General features: G+C 71.4%; 13 protein-coding genes. 6 read left to right on the top strand and 7 right to left on the bottom strand.

Annotation, left to right across the window (positions count from 1 at the left end):
- The first annotated feature begins 277 nt into the window (after positions 1 to 277).
- From ACFY0T_RS27680 to ACFY0T_RS27700, 5 genes are all read left to right on the top strand, one after another.
- Positions 278 to 571: a DUF503 domain-containing protein gene (locus tag ACFY0T_RS27680; protein ID WP_388875899.1), complete on the top strand. Its 294-nt coding sequence runs from the start codon at positions 278 to 280 to the stop codon at positions 569 to 571.
- Positions 572 to 604: 33 nt separating this feature from the next.
- Complete coding sequence (rbfA, locus tag ACFY0T_RS27685) at positions 605 to 1,057, top strand: 30S ribosome-binding factor RbfA (RefSeq protein ID WP_388875902.1); 453 nt, start codon at positions 605 to 607, stop codon at positions 1,055 to 1,057.
- On the top strand, positions 1,054 to 1,959 hold the full coding sequence (gene truB, locus ACFY0T_RS27690) for a tRNA pseudouridine(55) synthase TruB (protein WP_388875905.1): 906 nt from the start codon (positions 1,054 to 1,056) through the stop codon (positions 1,957 to 1,959). Before rbfA ends, truB begins: the two co-directional genes overlap by 4 nt.
- Positions 1,960 to 2,217: 258 nt before the next feature.
- A complete protein-coding gene (locus ACFY0T_RS27695) occupies positions 2,218 to 6,354 on the top strand; it encodes a trypsin-like peptidase domain-containing protein (RefSeq protein ID WP_388875907.1) in 4,137 nt (1,378 codons plus the stop codon).
- A gap of 141 nt (positions 6,355 to 6,495) precedes the next feature.
- Positions 6,496 to 7,449 carry a bifunctional riboflavin kinase/FAD synthetase gene (locus tag ACFY0T_RS27700; protein ID WP_388875910.1) on the top strand — a complete coding sequence of 318 codons (954 nt, stop codon included), beginning with the start codon at positions 6,496 to 6,498 and terminating at the stop codon, positions 7,447 to 7,449.
- A 125-nt stretch (positions 7,450 to 7,574) separates the two neighbouring features.
- On the opposite strand, the gene ACFY0T_RS27705 is transcribed toward ACFY0T_RS27700, so the two are convergent.
- The 6 genes from ACFY0T_RS27705 to ACFY0T_RS27730 form a co-directional block, all read right to left on the bottom strand.
- Entirely contained in the window at positions 7,575 to 8,561 is a 987-nt protein-coding gene (locus ACFY0T_RS27705) for an ABC transporter ATP-binding protein (protein WP_388875913.1), read from the bottom strand.
- Positions 8,558 to 9,535, bottom strand: coding sequence for an ABC transporter ATP-binding protein (locus ACFY0T_RS27710; RefSeq protein ID WP_388875916.1), 978 nt, complete (start codon positions 9,533 to 9,535; stop codon positions 8,558 to 8,560). Before ACFY0T_RS27710 ends, ACFY0T_RS27705 begins: the two co-directional genes overlap by 4 nt.
- Complete coding sequence (locus ACFY0T_RS27715; RefSeq protein WP_388875993.1) at positions 9,532 to 10,470, bottom strand: ABC transporter permease; 939 nt, start codon at positions 10,468 to 10,470, stop codon at positions 9,532 to 9,534. Before ACFY0T_RS27715 ends, ACFY0T_RS27710 begins: the two co-directional genes overlap by 4 nt.
- 23 nt (positions 10,471 to 10,493) lie before the next feature.
- Complete coding sequence (locus ACFY0T_RS27720; protein ID WP_388875919.1) at positions 10,494 to 11,561, bottom strand: ABC transporter permease; 1,068 nt, start codon at positions 11,559 to 11,561, stop codon at positions 10,494 to 10,496.
- Positions 11,562 to 11,629: 68 nt separating this feature from the next.
- Complete coding sequence (locus ACFY0T_RS27725; protein ID WP_388875922.1) at positions 11,630 to 13,498, bottom strand: ABC transporter substrate-binding protein; 1,869 nt, start codon at positions 13,496 to 13,498, stop codon at positions 11,630 to 11,632.
- A 317-nt stretch (positions 13,499 to 13,815) separates the two neighbouring features.
- A complete protein-coding gene (locus ACFY0T_RS27730) occupies positions 13,816 to 17,520 on the bottom strand; it encodes an SCO5717 family growth-regulating ATPase (protein ID WP_388875925.1) in 3,705 nt (1,234 codons plus the stop codon).
- A 402-nt stretch (positions 17,521 to 17,922) separates the two neighbouring features.
- Between ACFY0T_RS27730 and ACFY0T_RS27735 the strand changes: the two genes are divergently transcribed.
- Positions 17,923 to 19,404, top strand: coding sequence for a PQQ-binding-like beta-propeller repeat protein (locus tag ACFY0T_RS27735; protein ID WP_388875928.1), 1,482 nt, complete (start codon positions 17,923 to 17,925; stop codon positions 19,402 to 19,404).
- A 60-nt stretch (positions 19,405 to 19,464) separates the two neighbouring features.
- Here the strand turns inward: ACFY0T_RS27735 and ACFY0T_RS27740 are convergent, their stop codons facing one another.
- Positions 19,465 to 19,761, bottom strand: coding sequence for a DUF397 domain-containing protein (locus tag ACFY0T_RS27740; RefSeq protein WP_388875931.1), 297 nt, complete (start codon positions 19,759 to 19,761; stop codon positions 19,465 to 19,467).
- Between the last annotated feature and the right edge of the window lie 93 nt (positions 19,762 to 19,854).

The following is a 19,854-nucleotide window of genomic DNA, read 5'->3' on the forward strand; positions in this document are numbered from 1 at the left end:
GTTCGAGCTGGCCGGCGGTGAGAAGTCACCGCCGGCCAGCTTGCCGTCTGCGCGGTTCCCCGCGCCCCTTTCAGGGGTGCGGGGAACCGCGCGACAAGCCCCTCACCGGCCCGCAGCCCGAGGCCCGGGGCGGAGCCCCGCAAGGATGGGACGGGTAGGGGCGCAGGGGGCGAAAACACGGTCGAGCGCCCCCGACCCTTCGTTGTACGGTTCTGATGTCCCTGCCAAGTGCCTTGGCAGGCCATCTATCCCGTACCGGCGGGACATCCGGTTACACATGTATGTGGGGACACTGTCCTTCGATCTGCTCCTCGGCGACGTTCGCTCGCTCAAGGAGAAACGCTCTCTCGTCCGGCCGATCGTGGCCGAACTTCAGCGGAAGTACGCGGTGAGCGTGGCGGAGACGGGCAATCAGGACCTTCACCGCAGGGCCGAGATCGGCCTCGCGGTGGTCTCCGGAGACACCGAGCACCTCACCGACGTACTGAACCGGTGTGAACGGCTCGTCGCGGCACGACCGGAGGTGGAGCTGCTCTCGGTGCGGCGCAGACTCCACACAGACGAAGATTGACGAAACAAGCAAGGTGAAGAAGGAGACGGACCAGTGGCCGACAACGCGCGGGCGAAGAGGCTGGCGGACCTCATCCGAGAGGTGGTGGCCCAGAAGCTGCAGCGCGGGATCAAGGACCCGCGGCTCGGTTCGCATGTGACCATCACGGACACCCGGGTCACCGGGGACCTCCGGGAGGCGACCGTCTTCTACACGGTGTACGGGGACGACGAGGAGCGGGCGGCTACGGCCGCCGGCCTGGAGAGCGCCAAGGGCGTGCTTCGCTCCGCGGTCGGTGCGGCGGCGGGCGTGAAGTTCACGCCGACCCTGACCTTTGTGGCGGACGCCCTGCCGGACACCGCCAAGACCATCGACGACCTGCTCGACAAGGCGCGCGCCTCGGACGCGAAGGTGCGCGAGGTCTCGGCGGGCGCCACCTTCGCCGGTGACGCGGACCCGTACAAGAAGCCGGGCGACGAGGACGAGACGGGCGACGCCGCCGAATGACCCAGAAGCACCGGACGCCCGACGGGCTTGTCATTGTCGACAAGCCGTCGGGCTTCACTTCGCACGACGTGGTCGCCAAGATGCGCGGGATCGCCAGGACCCGCCGCGTCGGACACGCCGGCACCCTCGACCCCATGGCCACGGGCGTGCTCGTCCTCGGCGTCGAGAAGGCGACCAAGCTCCTCGGGCACCTCGCGCTCACCGAGAAGGAGTACCTCGGCACGATCCGGCTCGGCCAGAACACGCTGACGGACGACGCGGAGGGCGACATCACGTCGTCCACCGACGCCTCCGGCGTGAAGCGCGACGCCATCGATGCCGGGATCGCCAAGCTGACCGGCGCCATCATGCAGGTGCCGTCCAAGGTCAGCGCCATCAAGATCGACGGAGTGCGCTCGTACAAGCGGGCGCGCGAGGGCGAGGACTTCGAGATCCCGGCCCGTCCGGTGACCATCTCGTCGTTCGCGGTGTACGACATCCGTGACGCGGTCGCCGAGGACGGCACGCCCGTCCTGGACCTGGTCGTCTCCGTGGTCTGTTCCTCCGGGACGTACATCCGGGCGCTCGCCCGTGACTTGGGCGCGGACCTCGGTGTCGGCGGTCATCTCACCGCGCTGCGCCGCACCCGCGTCGGCCCGTACAAGCTCGACTCCGCGCGCACCCTCGACCAGCTCCAGGAGGAGCTGACCGTGATGCCGATCGCCGAGGCCGCCGCGGCCGCGTTCCCCCGCTGGGACGTGGATGCCAAGCGGGCGCGGCTGCTGCTCAACGGCGTACGCCTGGAGATGCCCGAGGAGTACGCGGGCAGAGGCGCCGTGGCGGTCTTCGACCCCGAGGGGCGCTTCCTGGCGCTGGTGGAGGAGCAGAAGGGGAAGGCGAAGAGCCTGGCCGTGTTCGGCTGAGGGCCTGACGCCGACCGCTCCTGAGGAGCTCCTCGCCCGTGGAGCGGCGATCACGGGGTTTCGTGCCCGCCGCTCCACGGTCCCCCCTCGGTTCCCCCACCCAAGGGTGTATCCATCCGTCCTCGCCAATTCACCCCTTCGTGCAGGCGCTCGGAGTGAACCGAGGGAGTGGAAGGGGGCGCGTTCGCCACGCGATCTGTCCCGCTGATCACCTCGCGCCTACCGTCGGAAACAGGAGTACGGCGGGGAGGTTCGACCATGGCGGGACGGGGCCCGCGGACCGGGGGCCGACAGGCGACCGACGATACCCGGGACACACGGGACACACGGGACGAGGCTCTGGTACGCGTCAGCGACCTGGCGGGACGCCCGCGCGGCACGGGCTTCGTCGCCGACCACCACGGCACGTTGATCACCAGCCACGAAGCCGTCGACGGCCTGGCCTGCCTCGTCCTGCACGCCTCCGGCGACCGCACGTGCGTGGTGACCGCCGACGCTGTCACGCCGCTGCCCGACGCCGATCTGGCTCTCGTACGCACCGAAGGTCTCGGCCTCGACCCGCTCCCCGTCACCGGGCGGGACCGGGTCGCGACCGGCACGTACGTCCGGATCGCCGCGGGCGGCTGGCGCGAGGCGCGGGTGCTCGGCACGTCCGACGTGAGGTACACGGCGACCGACCGCTTCCATCTCCTGGGCGACGTCTTGGAGTTGGCGATCGGCACGGCAGGCGCGGACGCGCTCCGGCTGGGCGGTGGCGCGGCCGGCGGGCCGGTCCTCGACGCCTCGACCGGGGCGGTGCTGGGGGTGCTCGGCACCGCGCTGCTCCCTCAGGCTGTCGGCCGCGATCAGGCAGGGGAGACCCTTGTCGGACACCGGGCAGCGGGGTTCGCCGTCCCCCTGCGGGGTGTGGCGGGGCCGCTCGACGACTTGCTGGCGCGCAATGCGGCGACGGTGCCCGCGTACGGGGCCGATCTGAATCTGGCGGGGGTCCTGGCGCTCACCGCGACCTCGGTGGGGTCGGACGGGCCGGGATCGACGACGTCGGTGGGATCCGGCGGCGCGCCGTCCGGACCGGTCGAACGGGCCCGTGTCGTCGGGGAGTTCGGCGCCTTCGAGGACGGCCCGGCCGCCGTGCTCGGGCTCGTCGGCCCACCCGGCAGCGGCCGTACGACGGAACTGGCGGCCCTCGCCGCCCGCCGCACCCGCGGCGCCGAACCGGCGCCCACCCTGTGGCTGCGCGGCGCCGACCTCCTCGACACGGACACCTCCGTGGCGGACGGGGCGACGCGGGCGTTGGAGCGGGCGGGACGGATCGTGGCGGCCTCGCGGGACGCGGGCGTGGGCACGGGAGCGGGGGAGGGGGACGCGGAGACCGCGGGCTCCACGCCCTCCGATGTGCTGCCTCCGGGCAGGTACGACGGTGAGCTGGGCGACATCGGGCCGGAGCGGTTGGCGCGGGTGGCGCGAGACGCGGGGCGGCCGCTGCTGCTCCTGCTCGACGGTCCCGAGGAGATGCCGCCCGCCCTTGCCCACCGGCTCCCCGAGTGGACCGCGGGGACGGCCGAGTGGCTGCGGGAGACCGGGGCACGGCTCGTCGTCGGGTGCCGGCCCGAGTACTGGGAGCAGGCGGGGGCGGAGTTTCCGGGGGAGTTGCTGCACGGGACGGGCGGTGAGCTGCCGGCGTGTGTGCGGCTGGGAGACCTGAGCGAGGGAGAGGCCCGGCGGGCCCGGTCGCGCGCCGGGATCCCCGAGGACGCGCTGGCGGAGGCCGACGCGCGGCACCCCCTGACCCTGCGGCTGCTCGCCGAGGTGTGGGCCGCGCTGCCGGACGCTCCCGCAGGGCGGCTCGACCGCGACGACGTCTTCGCCGCGTACCTGGACCTGATGTGCCTGCGCGTCGCGGTCCGGCTCGCCGCGGCGAACGGGCTGCGCGGCAACGCCGTACGGCGGCTCGCCGCCCAGGTCTCGGGCCAGGTGCACGAGGCCGCGCGGCGCTGTCTGGGCCCCGGGCAGGGCGAGCTGGACCGCGCGTCCTTCGAAGCCGTCTTCCCTTGGGGCCCCGCTCCGCGCCGCGGCCTCGCGGGCACCAGCGGCTGGGCGTCCGCCGTCCTCACCGAGGGACTCCTCGTCCCCGCCGGCAACGGCTACCGCTTCGCCCACGAGGAACTCGCCGACTGGATCCAGGGCATCCATCTGGACCTGGACGCGGCCCTGCACGCCTTGGTCCACCGGAGGCGGGCGGTTCCGTCGGGGCAGGAGCGAGCCCGACACGCGTCGGCCCGGCCGCAGGGCGCCGCCGAGCCACCGCCCACGGGGGCGGCATGGGCGTCTGCGGCGGCCGCGGGAAAGTCGTCGCCACCAGTCTGGGGCGCGGCGGCTGGGGCCGCGGCCTCGCGTCGTCGGCGGGCCCGGTGGTCCCGATCCGCGTCCACGTCGTCCGCGGCACGCACTCTCCCCGTCCCCCGTCACAGCATCGGACCCGTCGTCGAGGCCCTGCTCCTCCTGGCCCGTCAACAGGGCACCGCCGAGCTCGCCCTCCGTCTGGAGGACCTGGTCCATGCCGCGGACGACCTGCTGCCCAAGGCGCCGGGCCCGCTCGGCGACCGCGCCTGGTGGGCCACCCACCTCTGCGCGGACGTCCTGCTGCGCGTGCCCGACGCGACGCCGTACGTCGGTGTGCTGCGGCTGCTCGCCGAGCGGATCGTGAGATGGCGGGAGGAAGGCAGGGCCGTCCCGGGGGAGTTCGGGCCGTCCTTCTGGGAGACGGTGCGCCTGCCGGAGGCCGAACGGTTCGACCTGCTGAGGCGCCTGGTCGTCGCGGACGAGGCCCGGCGCGCGGCGGACGCGGAGGACGAGACCGCCGGCGCCGGTCTGCCCAGGGTCCCCGAACGCCGTACCCCGGGTGGGGCTGCGGCCCCCGGCGCCGACCCACACCGTACGAGAGCAGTGGCTCCTCTCTGTACGGGAGCAGCGGACGCCTTCGGTGCCGGAGCAGCGGCTCCTCTCCGTACCGAGGCAGCGGACCCCCCCGCTACCGAAGCAGCGGCCCCTGTCCGTACCGAAGCAGCGGACCCACGCCGTACGGGAGCAGAGAGCCCCCACGACACCGAAGCAGCGGCTCCTCTCCGTGCCGGAGCAGCATCCCCTCTCCGCACCGGACAACACGCCGCCACCCCCACCAACCCCCGTTATCTGGACGCCGTGGCCCGTCTCCTTGCCGCCGGCCCGGCCGCCGCGCAGTTTCACCTCACCCGCTGGTTCTACGACGAGCGCCCCCTTCCCGCGACGCCGCACGCGACCGTGGCGACCGCCGCGCAGGCCTTGCTGTACGCGCATCGGCGGCGGGCGCTGGACGATCTGGCGGAGGCGCTGGTCGACAGTGCGCATCGGCGCGGCGACGAGCTGCTCGCCGTACTCGCCGAGGAGGAGCCGTCGGCCGTGTGCCGGGCGGTGGACCGGTGGGCGCACGACGAGCGGCCGGCGCGGCGGGTGGCCGCGGTGGCCTACGGCCTGCGGGCCGCGCCGTTCGTGCGGACGGAGGCCGACCGGGAGCTGCTGCGTTACGCGGCGCTCGCCGTGCTGGCCCGCCCCGCCGACTGCACACTGCACGCCGGAGCGCTCGGAATCCTCGTACGGGATCCGTGGACGCGGGCCCGGTACCTGCCGCAGGCCTTGCAGCGCTTCATGGCCGGCGACGCCCAGCTGCCTGCAAGCGCTCTGGTCGCCGCGCTCACCACACACCCGGACCCGGTGCTCGCCGCCTTCCGGGCCCGGCTGTGGCGGCCCGGCCCCGACACGGGCGAGCTACTGCGCACCCTCGCCGACGTCACCACGCCCGCCCTGGCCCGCCGTGTCGCCGCGATGGTGCGGGAGGTCGTGGAGCTGCGCCCGGAGGCCGCCGCGCACGTGGCCGCGTATGTGGACCGGCGCCTCGAGTACGGGCCGCCCGCACGCGCGGTGCTCTTTCCACTGGTCAGCGGTCTGCTGGAGGGCTGCCCCGCGCCGGTGCGGGCGGCGCTCGCGGCCGTTCTGGCGGCGCCGGGCAGTCGCGCCTCGCGCCCGCTGCGGCGCGAGCTGTTGGATCTGCTGCTCGCGCTCGAGCGCGACCCGGCCGTCCTCGACACCCTCCTCAAGGCCGCCGCGGACGGCGCGGACCGCTGGGGCGAGGAGCCCACCCGCGAGCTGGTGCACCGCACGGGCCTCCTCCTCGTCCGCACCCCGGCCGGAGCGACCGGCTTCGACCGCGGTCTCGTCGAACTGGCCCGCCACGTCCCCGGCTTCGCCGCCCTGGTGGCCCGCTGGCTGGCCGGTGCCCCCGAAGAGTGGGCCGGTGTGGTCGGCCCGAGCACCCGCCGCATGATCGAGAGCCTGGCGGAGGTGCGGGTCCCCGCCTGACTCCGCGCCCCAGCCTGTGCGGGATGCGTCACAGCTCGATGCCGATGCAAGCCGAGCGCACGCGGCATGGCACCCTTAGAGCTGCGAATGAGGCAATCACGGACACGGGTTCGAGTTCGGATTCGACAAGGAGCGGTCACAGTGCAGCGCTGGCGTGGCTTGGAGGACATCCCCGAGGACTGGGGGCGCAGCGTCGTCACCATCGGTTCCTACGACGGGGTGCACCGCGGGCACCAGCTGATCATCCGGCATGCCGTGGATCGCGCCCGGGAGCTGGGCGTGCCCTCCGTCGTCGTCACCTTCGACCCGCACCCGAGCGAGGTCGTGCGCCCCGGCAGCCACCCCCCGCTGCTCGCCCCGCACCACCGCCGCGCCGAACTGATGGCCGAGCTGGGCGTGGACGCGCTGCTCATCCTGCCCTTCACCACCGAGTTCTCGAAGCTGTCTCCCGCCGACTTCGTCGTCAAGGTCCTCGTCGACAAGCTGCACGCCAAGGCCGTCGTCGAGGGCCCGAACTTCCGCTTCGGCCACAGGGCCGCGGGCAATGTCGACTTCCTGCGTGAGCAGGGCGAGACGTACGACTTCGAGGTCGAGGTCGTCGATCTGTATGTGACGGGTGCGGCGGGCGGCGGCGAGCCCTTCTCCTCGACCCTCACCCGGCGGCTCGTCGCCGAGGGCGATGTCGAGGGCGCGCGCGAGATCCTCGGGCGTCCGCACCGCGTCGAGGGCATCGTCGTCCGCGGTGCCCAGCGCGGCCGCGAGCTCGGCTTCCCGACGGCGAACGTCGAGACCCTTCCGCACACCGCCATCCCCGCGGACGGCGTCTACGCCGGCTGGCTGCACGTCGAGGGCGAGGCCATGCCCGCCGCGATCTCCGTCGGCACGAACCCGCAGTTCGACGGCACCGAGCGCACCGTCGAGGCGTACGCCATCGACCGCCTCGGCCTCGACCTGTACGGGCTGCACGTCGCCGTCGACTTCCTCGCCTACGTCCGCGGCATGGCCAAGTTCGACTCCATCGAGGCGCTGCTGGAAACCATGGCCGAGGACGTCAAGCGCTGCCGCGAGCTGATCGAGGCGTACGAGGGGGAGTAGCTCCCCGTACGCGGATGGCGCGCCCGGAATCCGCGGATGGGTGCCCGGTGTCTACGCGGATGGGGGCGCGCGGTGCATACGCGGATGGGGGCGCCCGGTGCTGGTGACGGCACCGGGCGCCCCCATCACGTAGCGACCTGTGCTCGTGCCCAGTGGCACGCCACCTGCGTCCCGCCGCCCCCGCCGAGCACCTCCAGGTCCTGGCTTCGGCATGCGTCCGCGACGCCCGCCCGCTCCGCCTCCCCGCTCGCGAGGATCTGGCAGCGGGCGTGGAAGCGGCAGCCGGACGGGATGCGGGAGGGGTCCGGAGGTTCGCCGGTCAGCACGACCGGATCGCCCGGTGCCTCGGGGAGGACGGACAACAGGGCTTGGGTGTACGGGTGTTGGGGTGTCGTGAGGACCTGTTCGACCTCGCCCGTCTCCACGATCCGGCCGAGGTACATCACCGCCACACGGTCGGCGATGTTCCAGGCCAGGCCCAGGTCGTGCGTCACCACCAAGGCGGACAGGCCGAGTTCGGTGCGCAGACGGAGGAGCAGGGCGAGGATCTCGCCGCGTACCGATGCGTCGAGGGAGGCCACCGGCTCGTCGGCGACGATGAGTTCGGGCTCCAGGACGAGCGCGCCCGCGATGACGACGCGCTGGCGCTGGCCGCCGGACAGCTCGTGCGGGTAGCGAAGGAAGAAGCGCTCCGGCGGGCGGAGTCCGGCGCGGGAGAGGGCCTCGGCGACCGCCGCCCGCTCGTCGCCGACGTACCTGTGGATGCGCAGGCCCTCGGCCACCGCGTCGTACACCGTGTGCCGGGGGTTGAGCGAGCCGCTGGGGTCCTGGAGGACCAGCTGGACGCGCTTGCGGTACGCCTTCAGCGCGCGTGAGGAGTAGTCGAGCGGCTTGCCGTCGAAGGCGACGCGGCCGCCGGTCGGCGGGACGAGACCGAGGAGGGAGCGGGCGAGCGTCGTCTTGCCGCAGCCCGACTCGCCGACCAGCGCGACGATTTCGCCCGGCCGGATGTCGAGGTCGACGCCGTCCACGGCACGGGCCCGGGCGGCGCCGTGGCGGCCGGGGAAGGCGATGTGCAGTCCCTCGGCGCTCAGGAGCGGTGGTGTCGTCATACGGTGCTCCTCGCGTCCGGGACCGGGGCCCCTACGTGCACACAGGCCGCCCACCGTTCCGCTCCCGCGTCCCGCAGCGACTGGTCCTGCGTCACACACGACTCCAGCGCCACCGGACACCGGGGATGGAAGGTGCAGCCGGACGGCAGCGCCGACGGATCCGGCGGGTCGCCCGGCAGCCCGCGCGGCGCGAACCGCGACGCCGTGTCGCCGATGCGCGGGAAGGCGGCCGACAGGGCCTTGCCATAAGGGTGTTGGGCATCCTCGTACACCTGCTGGGCGGGGCCCTCCTCGACGATGCGGCCCGCGTACATCACCGCGAGCCGGTCGCAGGTGTCGGCCAGGACCGCGAGGTCGTGACTGATCATGACGAGGCCCAGCTCCTGCTCGCTGACGAGCTGTTCGATCAGACGGAGGATCTGCGCCTGGATCATCACGTCGAGGGCGGTGGTCGGTTCGTCGGCGATGACCAGCTGAGGATCGCAGGCCAGCGCCATGGCGATCATGACGCGTTGGCGCTGGCCCCCGGAGAGTTCGTGCGGGTAGGCGTCCGCGCGGGCGGCGGGCAGGCCGACGTGTTCGAGCAGCTCGCCGGTCTTCTTCCTGGCGCCCGCCGGGGTCGCCTTCTTGTGCAGCAGGATCGGCTCGGCGATCTGGTCGCCGATGCGGTGCACGGCGTTGAGGGAGTGCATCGCGCCCTGGAAGACGATCGAGGCGCCGGCCCAGCGGACCGCCCGCACCCGCCCCCACTTCATCGTGAGCACGTCCTCACCGTCGAGCAGGATCTCCCCGCTCGTACGCGCGCCCGCGGGCAGCAGCCGCAGCAGCGCGAGTGCCAGCGTGGACTTGCCGCAGCCGGACTCGCCGGCGATGCCGAGCTTCTGGCCGGCGTCGAGCGAGAGGTCCACACCGCGTACGGCGGCGGCTCCGCCCTCGTACGTCACTTCGAGGTTCCTGACCTCCAGGAGTGTCAACGTGCCACCCCCAGCTTGGGGTTGAGGACCGACTCGACCGCGCGCCCGCACAGCGTGAACGCCAGCGCGACCACCGCGATGGCGACTCCCGGCGGCACCAAGTACCACCACTTGCCCGCGCTGACCGCGCCCGCTTCCCGGGCGTCCTGGAGCAGCCCGCCCCACGACACCACCGTCGGATCGCCGAGCCCGAGGAACGCGAGCGTCGCCTCGGCGAGGATCGCGGAGGAGATGATCAGGGTCGTCTGTGCCAGCACCAGCGGCATGACGTTGGGCAGGACATGGCGGGACATGATGTGCCAGTGCCCGCCGCCGAGCGCCCTGGCCCGCTCGATGTACGGCCGCGACTCGACCGCGAGGGTCTGCGCGCGCACCAGCCGGGCTGTCGTCGGCCAGGTCGTGACCCCGATCGCCAGGATGATCGTGCCGAGCGAGCGGGTCATCACGGTCGCCAGGGCGATCGCGAGGACCAACGTCGGCATGACCAGGAACCAGTCCGTGATCCGCATCATCACGGTGGCGTACCAGCCGCGGAAATGCCCCGCGGTGATCCCGATGAGCGCGCCGATCGCGACGGACAGCACGGCGGCGAGCAGCCCGACCAGCAGGGAGACGCGCGCGCCCCACACCACGAGCCCGAGCAGATTGCGCCCGAACTGGTCGGTGCCCAGCGGGAATTCGGTACTCGGACTCTCCATCGGATCGCCCGGCGCGTTCGTCACGCTCTGCACGTCGGAGCCGACGGTCAGTGGCGCGGTCAGTGCGATGAGCGCGAAGAGGGTGAGGGCGGCGAGCCCGAAGACGCCCGCCCGGTGGGTGCGGTACCGCTTCCAGAAACGGGCGGCGGAGTGGCGGCGGCGCTGCCAGGCGAGCGCACGCGGGCTCTTCGCCGTCGCGGGCGCGGCCTTCTCGGCCGTCGTGGATTCGGTCGTCATCGGCCCGTCCGACTCGGTCGCGGTCATCGGCCCACCCGTGGATCCAGCAGCGGATAGATCAGATCGGCCAGCGTGTTCATCACGATCACCGCCGCCGCGAAGACGAAGAACAGCCCCTGCACCAGCGGCAGATCAGGCACGCTGAGCGCCTGGTAGAACAGCCCGCCGAGGCCCGGCCAGGAGAAGACGGTCTCGACGAGGATCACACCGGCGACCGTCCGGCCGAGGTTGATGAAGATCAGGGTGACCGTCGGCAGCAGCGCGTTCGGTACGGCATGGCGACGGCGTACGAGATCGTCCCGCAGACCCTTCGCCCGGGCCGTCGTCAGATAGTCGCTGCCCATCTCGTCCAGCAGCGCCGAGCGGGTGACGAGCAGCGTCTGCCCGTACTCGACGGCGACCAGCGTCACCACGGGGAGCACGAGGTGGTGGGCGACATCGATGACGTACGCGAAGCCCTCCTTGCCCCCCGATTCCATGCCGCCGGTCGGGAAGAGACCGGGGATCGGCCCCATGCCCACCGAGAAGACGATGATGAGCAGCAGCCCCAGCCAGAACGAGGGAATCGAGTAGAGCGTCAGCGCCAGACCGGTGTTGAGCCGGTCGCTCAGCCCGCCGTTGCGCCAGGCCGAGCGGGTGCCGATGAAGATGCCGAGCGCGGTGTAGAGGACGAACGCCGTGCCCGTGAGGAGCAGCGTGTTCGGCAGGGCCTCGGTGATCTTGTCGATGACGGGGGCCCGGAACTGGTACGAGGTGCCGAGGTCCCCGGTGAGCGCCTTGCCGCAGTAGTCGGTGAACTGCTCCCACATCGGCAGGTCGAGCCCGAACTCCTTGCGGTAGTTGGCGAGTTGCTCTGCGGAGACCTGGCGGCCGCCCGTCATGTACTTGACCGGGTCGCCGGGGATGAGACGGAAGAGGAAGAAGCTGGTGACGAGGACGGCGAGCAGCGAGACGGCCGCGCCGCCCAGCTTGCCCGCCACATACCGCAGATACGCGGTCCTGGTGCGCGCCGCTGGCCCGCGGACCGACGGCCCGGCCTCGGCCGGACCGCCCGTCGCCTCGACCAGCGAGGGTGTTGCCTCAGCGGTCATGAACTACTCATTCGTTCGTACGTCCATGGGGTGCCCCCAGGTCTTCGGTCACGGGGCCGATGCGTGCGCTACTCACGGTCCTCGGCCGTCGAGCGGCGGCGCACCGCGAAGAACACCCCGGCGCCCGCGAGGACGACGACGCCCGCGACGATGCCGATGATGACGCCCGTGGAGCTCGAACCGTCGGAGGACTCACCGGAGCCGGCCGGAACCGCCGACCACCAGCTCCAGTAGCCGTCCTGGCCGTAGATGTTGCCCGCGGCCTTCGGCATCGTCTCGATCGACTTGATCTGGTCGGTGCGATAGGCCTCGACCGCGTTCGGGTACGCCATGACGTTCATGTACCCGGTGTCGTACAGCCGCGACTCCATCTGCTTGACGATGTCCGCCCGCTTGGCGGTGTCGTACTCGGCGAGCTGCTGGTCGTACAGCTCGTCGTACTTCTTGTCGCAGATGAAGTTGTCGGTCGCGCCGGTGTCCTTGGCGGTCGCGGGCAGGGCCGCGCAGGTGTGGATGGACAGGACGAAGTCGGGGTCCGGGTTGACGGACCAGCCGTCGAACGCGAGGTCGTACGTGCCCGCCAGCCATGGGTCGGTCACGTTGTCCAGGCAGTTGAGGGTGACCCCGATACCGAGCTTGCCGAACCACTCCTTCAGGTACTGTCCGACCGCCTTGTCGTTCGGGTCGGTGGCGTGGCAGAGGATCCGGTAGTTGATCGGCTTGCCGTTCTTCTCGACGCGCTTGCCGTCGCCGTTCTTCTTGTAGCCCGCCTGGTCGAGGAGTTGGGCCGCCTTCGTCGGGTCGTACGACAGCTGCTGGCTCGCCGACGGCTTCCAGAAGTACGTCGAGAAGCGCGGCGGGATGTAGCCCTCGCCCTCGACGGCGTGGCCCTGGAAGACCTTGTCGATGAGGGTCTCGCGGTCGATCGTCATGAAGAGCGCCTGGCGCACCTTCTGGTTGAGCAGCGACTCGGCGCCGTCACCGAAGTGCTTGCCGTCCTTGGCCTGGGCGCCCGGGTTGGTGGCCAGGGCGTAGAAACGGCGGCCCGGGGCGTCGTTGACCTTGATGTTCTGCTGGCTCCTGAGCGCGGCCGACTGCGCGGGTGTCAGGCCGGAGACGAACGACACCTCGCCCTTCTGCAGGGCCGCGACGGCCGCGTCACCGTCCTTGTAGTACTTGAAGACCAGCTCGTCGAACTTGGGCGCGCCGCGCCAGAAGCCCTTGTTGGGCTTCAGACGTACGTAGCTGTCGGCCTTGTAGTCGGTGAGGATGAACGGCCCGTTGCCGACGATCGGGAAGTTCTTGTCGTTGTTGAACTTCGAGAAGTCCTGGACCTTCTCCCAGACATGCTGGGGCACGATCGGCACGTCCAGCGCGGCCATCGTGGCCTGCGGCTTCTTCAGCTCGATGACGAGCTTGGTGGCGCTGGGGGCCGTGACCTTCTTGAAGTTGGCGACGAAACTGCCGTTGGCCGTGGCCGCGCCCTCGTCGGTCATCATCTTGTTGAACGTCCACGCCGCGTCCTCGGCGGTGGCCTGCTGACCGTCCGACCACTTGGAGTTGGAGCGGATCGTGTAGGTCCAGGTGAGCTTGTCGGCGGACGGTTCCCACTTGGTGGCGAGGCCCGGGATCGCGTGGTTGTCCGCCGGGTCGTAGTTGGTCAGGTACTCGTACATGAGCCGGTGAATGCTCGTACTGACCAGGCGACTCGCAAGGAACGGGCTCAGCGAGTCGACGCTCTGCGCGACCGCGACGGTCAGGACCTTCTTGCCCTCCTTGGCCTGGGCCTGCTGGGGTGCCGGGTTGAGCGGGGTCGCGAGACCGGCGGTGAGGGTGAGCGCGGCGGCGCCGGCGGCGGCGATGAGCCGGGGGAGCCGGGTCCCGGTCCCGAGGCGGAGGCGCGGGCGCCTTCTGTCGTGCTGATCTTGTGTGTTCATGGGTCGCTGACCTCGCGTCATCGCTCGCACATAAATGGCTAGTTGAACTGATGGAACACGGTTGATCGGGGGACGCCGGCGGGGTTGATGTGTGTGTCTATCAGCGCCGGTCTGCGCACGTCAACGGCGCGCGAACCCCATGTGGCCTGCGGAAATAACGAGTTGACGCGGATTTCATGCCCATTGGTTCAGACCGGTGACGCCCTCCTGGCCAGGGCGTGGCGCCCCTTTTCGTCCCTGGACACGCAAAGGCCCGCACCGTGACGGAACGGTGCGGGCCTTGACGGGAATCGGCCCCTCGGAAGGGGCCGATCGGGTTACTGCTGAGGGGGTGCGGGCGGGGGAGGGGTCTGGCCCTGGTGCGGCTGGTAGGGCTGACCCGGTGCGGGCTGGTGGCCCGGCTGGTACGGCTGTCCCGGCTGGGGGTGCGCCTGCGGGGGCTGCGGCTGCTGCGGGTGTGCCTGACCGGGCTGCGGGTAGGGCTGGCCCGGCTGCGGGTAGGCCTGTCCGGGCTGCGGGTAGGCCTGTCCGGGCTGGGGGTACGGCTGCCCGGGCTGCGGCTGCTGGGGGGCCTGGCCCGGAACGGGCTGGCCGGGGGCCGGCTGTCCCGGAACGTACTGGCCCGGCATCGGCGGGGCGGCGACGGGCGGCGGGTTGCCGTCGTTCGTCCACAGCCCGTGCGACTGCTGGTGCCGTGCGATGTCCTCGGCCACCATCGCGGAGAGGTTGAAGTACGCCTCCCGCACCTTGGGCCGCATCATGTCGAGGTCGACCTCGGCGCCCGCGGCGAGGTGCTCGTCGAAGGGCACCACGACAACGCCCCGGCAGCGCGTCTCGAAGTGGCTGACGATGTCCTCCACCTTGATCATCTTGCCGGTCTCGCGCACTCCGGAGATGACGGTGATGGAGCGCGAGACGAGGTCCGCGTACCCGTGCGCCGACAGCCAGTCCAGCGTCGTACTGGCGCTGCTCGCACCGTCGACCGACGGCGTCGAGATGATGATGAGCTGGTCGGCGAGGTCGAGCACACCGCGCATGGCGCTGTACAGCAGACCCGTACCGGAGTCGGTCAGGATGATCGGGTACTGCTTGCCCAGCACGTCGATCGCGCGCCGGTAGTCCTCGTCGTTGAACGTCGTGGACACGGCCGGGTCGACGTCGTTGGCGATGATCTCCAGCCCGGACGGCGCCTGCGAGGTGAACCGCCGGATGTCCATGTACGAGTTGAGGTACGGGATCGCCTGGACGAGGTCACGGATGGTGGCACCGGTCTCGCGACGCACCCGGCGGCCGAGCGTGCCCGCGTCCGGGTTGGCGTCGATCGCGAGGATCTTGTCCTGCCGCTCACTGGCGAGCGTCGCGCCGAGCGCGGTAGTCGTGGTCGTCTTGCCCACGCCGCCCTTGAGGCTGATCACGGCGATCCGGTAGCACGACAGCACCGGCGTCCGGATCAAGTCCAGCTTCCGCTGGCGCTCGGCTTCCTCCTTCTTCCCGCCCAGCTTGAACCGCGACGAGGCGGCAGCCGGGCGACCGCTCTTGGCCTTCTGCTTCTTGTTGTTGAGCAGCCGGTCGGAGGACAACTCCACCGCGGCGGTGTACCCGAGCGGGGCGGCACCGGGGTTGGTGGGCTGGCGCTGGTCGTGCTGCACGGGCTGCGGCCAGGCGGCTCCGGCGCGGGGATCGACCGGCTGCTGCCCCTGCTGCGGCTGAGGCTGCTGCGGGTACGGCGGACCCACCTGTGCCGAGGGGACCGGCGGCTGCGCCGGGGTGGGCGCGGCCGACTGCGTGGGGGCCGGAGGCGGCACGGGGAAGTCGTAACCAGGCTGCGGTACGGGAGCGTTGGGCGCCTGCTGCGCCGGAGGCTGGTGCGGGAATCCGTAGCCCTGCTGCGGGGCGGGGGGCTGTGGAGCCACGGGGTCCGCCTGCGGCGTCGCAGGCTGGGGGAAGCCGTAACCGGCGCCCTGAGCGGGCGGGTTGGCCGCAGCGGGTGCCGGCGCCGGTGCCCCGGGCTGCGGGAATCCGTAGCTGCCTTGCGGTGCCTGGGCTGGAGCGCCGGTGGCCGGGGCGGGAGCGGGTGTCTCGGCGGCCGGGGTCGGGGTCGGGGTCGGGACCTGGGCCGGGGCAGGGGTGCCGGGTTGCGGGAACCCGTAACTCCCCTGCTGTGCCTGAGCCGGAGGTGCCGCGTGCGGAGCCTGCGGCGGGGCCGGGGCCTGGGCCGGAGTTGGGGCAGGGGTTCCGGGCTGCGGGAATCCGTAGCCGCCCTGCGGTGTGGGGTTCGGTGTCGGGGTGCTGGGCTGGGGGAACCCATAACTGCCCTGCTGGGCCTGAGCCGGAGTGTCGGCGGCCGGGGCCGGGGCCGGGGCCTGGGCGTGGACCGGGGCAGGGGTGCCGGGTTGCGGGAACCCGTAACTCCCCTGCTGCGCCTGAGCCGGAGGTGCCGCGTGCGGAGCCTGCGGCGGGGCCGGAACCGGGTTCTCGAAGGCGGGCGCGGGCACCGGCGCGGACCCCTGCGCCGGCTCCGGCGAGACGGGCGCGCTGGGCGAAGGCCATGCCGGAGCCGCGGTCTGCGCCGTGGGCGGCTGGAACGGCTGGCCCGGCGCCGGTGCGGGCGGCTGAGCCTGCGGCGGCACCTGCGCCTGCACGGGCTCGGCCGCCGCAGGCTCCGTGGAGGCGGGCCAGTGGGCCGCGGGAGCGGGCGCCGCGGGCTGATACGCGGGCGGCAACGGCGGGAGCCCACCCTGCGGCAGCGGCGGCGGAGCCCAGGCCGGGGGCGCGTCCTGCACGGCCCCGGAGGCGTCTGCCCCGGCCGCGGGCACCGCGTCCTGAGGCTCGCTGTCCTGAGGCTCGCTGTCCTGAGGCTCGCTGTCCTGAGGCCTGCTGTCCTGAGGCTCGGCGTCCTCTGGCTCCGCGTGCAGCGGGTCGGCCTGCGGCGGCACCGCATCGCTGACGTCGTCCAACGGCACGGCGTCGCTGATCTCGTCGGCCGCGTCGCCCTCGTCCGCGCGGCGCAGCTCCACGACGTCGGCGACACGCTCCTCGTCTGAGGCATCGCGCGGCTCATCGGCGGAATCCGCACCGGGGAAGGCCACTTCGGCCTCGGCCGCTACTGCTTCCTCTTCTATGTCGACGTGGTCCCTGTGCCGGGAGGCCTCCAGGGACTGGTACGCGGCCACCGGATCAAGCACGGCCTCGGCCTCAGAGCCCACCGCGGCCTCGACCTCGGGCTCGGCTTCAGCCGCGCGCTCGGCATCGACGTCAGCTTCCGCCGCTGTCTCCGCCTCCGCCTCCTCCGACGCCGCAGCCGCCCGCGCCGCGATGTCCCGCTTCAGCGCGACAGCGGAGATCCGCATGGTCGCGCCACTCTCCAGATCCCCGTTCCCCGACTCCGCCTCGTCAGAAGCGGCGACCGGCGCAACCGGCGCGACCGGAGGAGCGGGAGGAGCGGGAGGAGCGGGAGGAGTCCACTGGGCCTGCAACCCGCCCACGGGAAAGTTCGGTACAGCCGTCGGACTGCCCGCGTCGCTGACAGGTGCCACGGCCGGAGCCTCCGGCTCGGCCACGTCAGCCGTCGCCGCATCAGCCGTCGCCGTATCAGGGGCCACCGCATCAGCCGTCGCCACCCGTGGCTCAAACCCACTGCCCACCGGCAACTTGGGCACGGCGACGGGACTGCCCACCGGAGGCCCGGCAGGCACCTCACCAACGGCCGCTGCCCCCGACGCCGAAGTCTCCGAGTCCGTCGACGTGTCCGAGTCCGTCGACGTGTCCGAGTCCGTCGATGCGTCCGAACTCCCCGAAGCCCCCGAAGCCCTTGAATCCCCCGAAGTCCCCGAAACCGCCCCCGATTCCGAGGATCCGACTTCCGAATCCCCCGAACTCCCCGACGCGTTCTGCGTGTACCAGGCGGGCGGCGCGTAGTCGATGGTGAACTCGCCCGTCGTCTCGACGGCGGACTCCGCGTCGGACTGGTCATCGCCGGGTGTGGCCCAGCCCCCGCGGATCCCGTCCCGATCGCTGTTCACAATTCCTCCTGGTGTGGTCGAGCACCCTCAAGCCGTGCCGGGGCGACCGTTTTCTTGTCGTCCGTAGACGCCTGTTAGTCGTCCGAAGTCGTTCGAGGTCGTCCGAATTGACCCGGCTCCCCCTGGGACGCGGGCGGCCCGTCCACGGGTTCAGGCGTCGCGCCCGGTCCCAGCCTAATCACCATGACTGTCACTACGGCAGGCCTGTCCACCCCACCGCGGCCGCCCGCTACGTCACACCCTGCCCAGAAGTGGCGTACGCACGCTCACTGTTGACCCCCAAAGCGGACAAACGAAGCCATCAAGGCAGCCACGTCGCCCCCTGCATGTACACGATCAAGGGCCATGCATAGTAGGGGACTCCCCCGATACCGAACGGCTCCCACGAAAGGACCCGAGCGCGTGAGCTTCGGCCCACCCCCATCCCCGTACACCCAATCCGCGTTGGCGGCGGACAGCGACCGACGAAGACGTCGTACGAAACTGGTCGGCGCCGTCGCCGCCGTACTTGTCGTGGCGCTGTGCGCGGGCGGGTGGCTCCTGATGTACGCGACCGGCGACGGAACTCCGGCGAAGAGCAAGGCGACGGCCGCCCCGCAGGCCCCGGACGAGATCAGGGAGACGGTCGAGAAGACGCCCAAGACGCTCGAGGGCAAGCTCGTCATCGACTACGACGAGGAGAAGTTCAAGGACGACGAGACCCGGTACGCGCCCGGCACCTGGGCGACCGACAAGATCTTCGCCAAGGGCATCAAGAACACGCTCACAGGCTTCAAGTTCGGCGTGGACGAGGCGGCGTGGACCCTCAAGCTGGACGGCCACATCTGCGCGACGACCAAACACGTCACCGCGGACGGTCGCACCGCCGTCGTCGTCCAGCCCGGCAAACGCAAGGGCACCAAGGACGCGGGCATCTGTGACGAGGTGGTCTTCTTCGACCTCGACACCGGCAAGAAGCTGTGGACGGCGACGATGTCCGACGCCAAGACCGCGTATGTGACGAACACGAACCTGACCATGACGCGCGGCACCGTCGCGGTGGCATGGGGCAACGGCTCCGTGGCCTACGACATGAGCGACGGCAAGCAGCTCTGGAAGAGCACCGACGTCTCCAAGTGCGAGGACAACGGCTTCGCGGGCGGCCGCAGCCTCCTCGTCCTGCTTCGCTGCGGAGACGAGTCCAAGCACGCGTACCGGGTGCAGAAGATCGATCCCCGCACCGGTAAGCCGCAGTGGACGTACAAGCTCAAGGAAGGCATCTCGGGCGTCTACATGCCCTCTTCCGACCCGCCGGTGCTGGCCATCGGGGCGGGGGAGTACGACGTGACCGACCTGATCACCCTCGACGACCAGGGTCGGCACAGCGCCACGATCTCCATGAAGGGCGGGCGCTTCGACCCGATGTGCGGCGATTCCTGGGACGGCACTCATTACTTCGGAGTGATGGAGAACTGCTACGCGATGGTGGTCGGGAAGGACGACATCTTCGTCGCGAGCAAGGCGGACGGCGGCTACGACCAGGCGGAGAACTGGATCGTGGACTTCGACGTGAAGACAGGGAAGACCCTGAAGAAGTTCGACGGTCGGCCGCTGCAGCCGCTCTGGCCCGTGAAGATGAGCGGGGACAAGCTCCTGGTCTACCGGCCGAGCTCCGACAACGTCGGACCCGCCGCCATCGTGGGAATCGATCCCGCGACCGGCAAGGAGACCCCGTTCCTCTACTTCAACCTGCCGGACGGCACCACACGCATGGAGAACCCCGAGTGGTCCGACATCCTCGTCGAACACGGCAGGGCGTTCTTCTCGCCCCGGGTGCTCACGGCATCCGCGGCGCACCCGGACGACCCGGTACCGGCAGCGGTGGGGATCGCCCAGGCGCGCTGAGGAACACATGGGGCCGACGCGGAAAGGTCCGCGTCGGCCCCATGTCTTCCCGCTCGTCGTCTACTCCGCCGCGAGCCCGCCATTGTGCGGCGCCGGCTCCAGGTCGAACTCCCCGTCCCGGGCCCCGAGCACGAAGGCCCGCCACTCGGCCTCCGTGTACCTGAGGACCGTCTCCGGGTCGAGGGACGAACGCATGGCCACCGCACCCTCGGGCAGATACGCGATCTCGACCCGCTCCTCGTGCTCCTCCGTGCCCGGCGCGCTGTGCCATTCGACGCCCGAGATGTCGAGGGCGTAGAGCTCGTCCTTCTCCCGCTCCTTGCGCGCCTTGACGTCCTTGTCCGCTTCCTCGGCCATGTTCCGGCGGCCCCTTCCCCACGTGCGAATGACCTGTGCGGTCACCCTAGTGGCCAGGTCCGCGCCGTTCGGCCGGTTCGGAGACCCGGACAG

Origin of the sequence: Streptomyces sp. NPDC001530, from assembly GCF_042894545.1 — a bacterium.
GTDB lineage: Bacteria > Actinomycetota > Actinomycetes > Streptomycetales > Streptomycetaceae > Streptomyces.

What these genes read in the sequence shown, in the direction of transcription:
- ACFY0T_RS27680 (WP_388875899.1), top strand. Translation starts at nt 278, where the DNA reads ATGTATGTGGGGACACTGTCCTTCGATCTGCTCCTCGGCGACGTTCGC.
- ACFY0T_RS27740 (WP_388875931.1), bottom strand. Translation starts at nt 19,761, where the DNA reads ATGGCCGAGGAAGCGGACAAGGACGTCAAGGCGCGCAAGGAGCGGGAG.
- ACFY0T_RS27720 (WP_388875919.1), bottom strand. Translation starts at nt 11,561, where the DNA reads ATGACCGCTGAGGCAACACCCTCGCTGGTCGAGGCGACGGGCGGTCCG.
- ACFY0T_RS27715 (WP_388875993.1), bottom strand. Translation starts at nt 10,470, where the DNA reads ATGACGACCGAATCCACGACGGCCGAGAAGGCCGCGCCCGCGACGGCG.
- truB (WP_388875905.1), top strand. Translation starts at nt 1,054, where the DNA reads ATGACCCAGAAGCACCGGACGCCCGACGGGCTTGTCATTGTCGACAAG.
- ACFY0T_RS27705 (WP_388875913.1), bottom strand. Translation starts at nt 8,561, where the DNA reads ATGACGACACCACCGCTCCTGAGCGCCGAGGGACTGCACATCGCCTTC.
- ACFY0T_RS27725 (WP_388875922.1), bottom strand. Translation starts at nt 13,498, where the DNA reads ATGAACACACAAGATCAGCACGACAGAAGGCGCCCGCGCCTCCGCCTC.
- ACFY0T_RS27695 (WP_388875907.1), top strand. Translation starts at nt 2,218, where the DNA reads ATGGCGGGACGGGGCCCGCGGACCGGGGGCCGACAGGCGACCGACGAT.